Annotated in this window: 3 protein-coding genes; all 3 read left to right on the top strand. The window is 72.0% G+C overall.

What is annotated here, in order from left to right; all coding sequences use genetic code 11:
- A partial coding sequence (locus tag DW309_RS16215; RefSeq protein ID WP_136045951.1) for an aminotransferase class III-fold pyridoxal phosphate-dependent enzyme occupies positions 1 to 689 on the top strand: 689 nt, incomplete at its 5' end.
- A 92-nt stretch (positions 690 to 781) separates the two neighbouring features.
- Complete coding sequence (locus tag DW309_RS16210) at positions 782 to 2,164, top strand: flavin monoamine oxidase family protein (RefSeq protein ID WP_136029586.1); 1,383 nt, start codon at positions 782 to 784, stop codon at positions 2,162 to 2,164.
- Positions 2,164 to 2,757, top strand: a 594-nt coding sequence (locus DW309_RS16205; RefSeq protein ID WP_136045950.1) for a universal stress protein, incomplete at its 3' end; no start/stop codon positions are given. The genes DW309_RS16210 and DW309_RS16205, both read left to right, overlap by 1 nt.

The following is a 2,757-nucleotide window of genomic DNA, read 5'->3' as shown; positions in this document are numbered from 1 at the left end:
TCGGCGCGGACAACCTCGCCGCCGTCGTCATCGAGCCGATCCAGGGCGAGGGCGGCTTCATCGTCCCCGCCGAGGGCTTCCTCCCCGCGATCGTCGAGTGGTGCCGCGCGAACGGCGTGGTGTTCATCGCCGACGAGGTGCAGACCGGCTTCGCCCGCACGGGCCACATGTTCGCCAGCGAGATCTTCGGCATCGAGCCCGACCTCATCACCACGGCCAAGGGCATTGCGGGCGGCCTGCCGCTGGCCGCGGTCACCGGTCGCGCCGAGATCATGGACGCCTCGCACTCGGGCGGCCTCGGCGGCACCTACGGCGGCAACCCGATCGCGTGCGCCGCGGCCCTCGCCGCGATCGACGTGTTCGAGAACGACGGCGTGATCGAGCGCGCCCGCGAGATCGGCGAGATCCTCATCGGCCGCCTCACCGCGCTGCAGTCCGACGACGCCCGCATCGGCGACGTGCGCGGACACGGCGCGATGGTCGCAGCAGAGTTCGTCGACCCCGAGACCAAGGCCCCCGACGCCGCGCTCACCGCCGCGGTCGCGAAGGCCTGCATCGCGCAGGGCGTGATCGTGCTCACGTGCGGCACCTACGGCAACGTCATCCGCTTCCTGCCGCCGCTGTCGATCGGCGACGAGCTGCTGAACGAGGGCCTCGACGTCGTCGCGCAGGCGCTCGCCTCGGCCTGACCCCGCTGTCCGGCCGCGTCCCCGGATCGGGGGATTTCGGGACGCGGCCGGTACTTCATCCCCCACATCCCCCGACGACGAAGGAGTTGCAGATGGCTGAGATCACTCGCGACGTGCTGATCGTCGGCGCCGGAGCCGCAGGGCTCACGGCCGCCAACGATCTGCGCAAGGCCGGCCTGTCGGTCGCCGTGCTGGAGGCCCGCGACCGCGTGGGCGGCCGGCTGTGGACCGACGTGATCGACGGCGCCATGCTCGAGATCGGCGGCCAGTGGGTGTCGCCCGACCAGGACGCCCTGAAGGACGCGATCGAGGAGCTCGGGCTCGAGACCTACAGCCGCTACCGCGAGGGCGACAGCGTCTACGTCGGCCCCGACGGTCAGGCGCACCGCTTCACGGGCGAGATGTTCCCGGTGTCGCCGGAGACCGAGGCCGTGATCGCCCGCATCACCGGCATCCTCGACGCCCTGGTGGCCGAGATCGACCCGGACAAGCCGTGGGAGCACCCGAACGCGGCGGAGTGGGACTCCATCTCGTGGGACGCCTGGCTGCGCTCGCAGACCGACGACGACGAGGCCGTACGCAACCTCGCCTTCGCTACCGGCTCGGCGATGCTGACCAAGCCGACGCACTCCTTCTCGCTGCTGCAGTCGCTGCTCATGGCGGCCTCCGCCGGCTCCTACTCGAACCTCGTTGACGCCGACTTCATCCTCGACAAGCGCGTGGTCGGAGGCCTGCAGCAGGTGCCGCTGCGTCTCGCCGAGCGCCTGGGGGAGGACGTGCTGCTGAACCAGCCCGTCCGCAGCCTGGAGTGGTCGGATGACGGGGTCGTGGCGACCACCGACGACCTCACGGTCCGCGCACGGTACGCGATCCTCGCGCACGCCCCCATCCTCTACAACCGCATCTCCTTCGTCCCGCCGCTGCCGCGTCGCCAGCACCAGCTGCACCAGCACCTGTCGATGGGCTTCGTCATCAAGGTGCACGCCGTCTACGACCGGCCGTTCTGGCGCGAGCAGGGCCTGAGCGGCACGGCGTTCAGCCCGTACGAGCTCTCGCACGAGGCGTACGACAACACCAACCACGGCGACGAGCGCGGCACCCTGGTCGGCTTCGTCTCCGATGCCAACGCCGACGGCGTGTTCGAGCTGTCGGCCGAGGAGCGCAAGGAGCGCATCCTCGAGTCGCTGTCGCACTACTACGGCCCGGAGGCCAAGAACCCGGTCGTGTACTACGAGAGCGACTGGGGCAGCGAGGAGTGGACGCGGGGCGCGTACGCCGCGAGCTTCGACCTCGGCGGGCTGCACCGCTACGGCGCCGACCTGCGCACGCCGGTCGGACCGATCCACTTCGCCTGCAGCGACATGGCCGGAGCGGGTTACCAGCACGTCGACGGGGCGATCCGCATGGGCCACCTCGTCGCGGCGAACATCGTCGACGCCCGCCGCGAGGCCGGCGCTCCCGAGAGCATCGGCTGATGACCGGCTCGGTCGTAGTCGGCTACACGGCGACGGACGCGGGGGCGGACGCTGCGGCGCTGGGCGCCCGGCTGGCCCGCAGCATCGGCGCGACGCTGCACCTGGTGATCGTGCTCCCCACCGAGGGCACCCGCAGCGCGGCCGTCCCGCCGGAGCGCGCGTATGAGGACGTGATCCGCACGCAGGCACGGAAGTGGCTGCAGGACGCGGTCGTGCGGCTCCCGCAGGAACTGGTGCGCAGCGGCCACGTGCGCTTCTCCGAGTCGTTCGCGGAGGGGCTCATCGCGGCGGGCGAGGAGTTCGACGCGAGCGTGATCGTGATCGGCACCGCGGGCGGCGGCCTCTTCGGCCGTCACCGCCTCGGCAGCGTCGCGTCCGAGCTGCTGCACTCCTCGCCGATCCCGGTCGCCCTCGCGCCGTCGGGGCTCGCGCAGCAGGACGACCACGTGCTCCCGCGCGTCACGGTCGCGGTCGGCACGCGTCCGGGTGCGGAGGGCGTGCTCGACCAGGCCGTCGCCCTCGCCGGGGCGGCCGAGGTCTCCCTGCGGCTGGTGTCGCTCGTGCCGTTCGACGTGCCGCCGGGCCTCGACACC

The sequence above is a fragment of the Microbacterium sp. K41 genome (assembly GCF_004794395.1).
Classification (GTDB): Bacteria; Actinomycetota; Actinomycetes; order Actinomycetales; family Microbacteriaceae; genus Microbacterium; species Microbacterium sufflavum.
The sequence above is the reverse complement of the archived record's forward strand: the minus strand, read 5'-3'. Positions and strand labels throughout refer to the sequence as shown.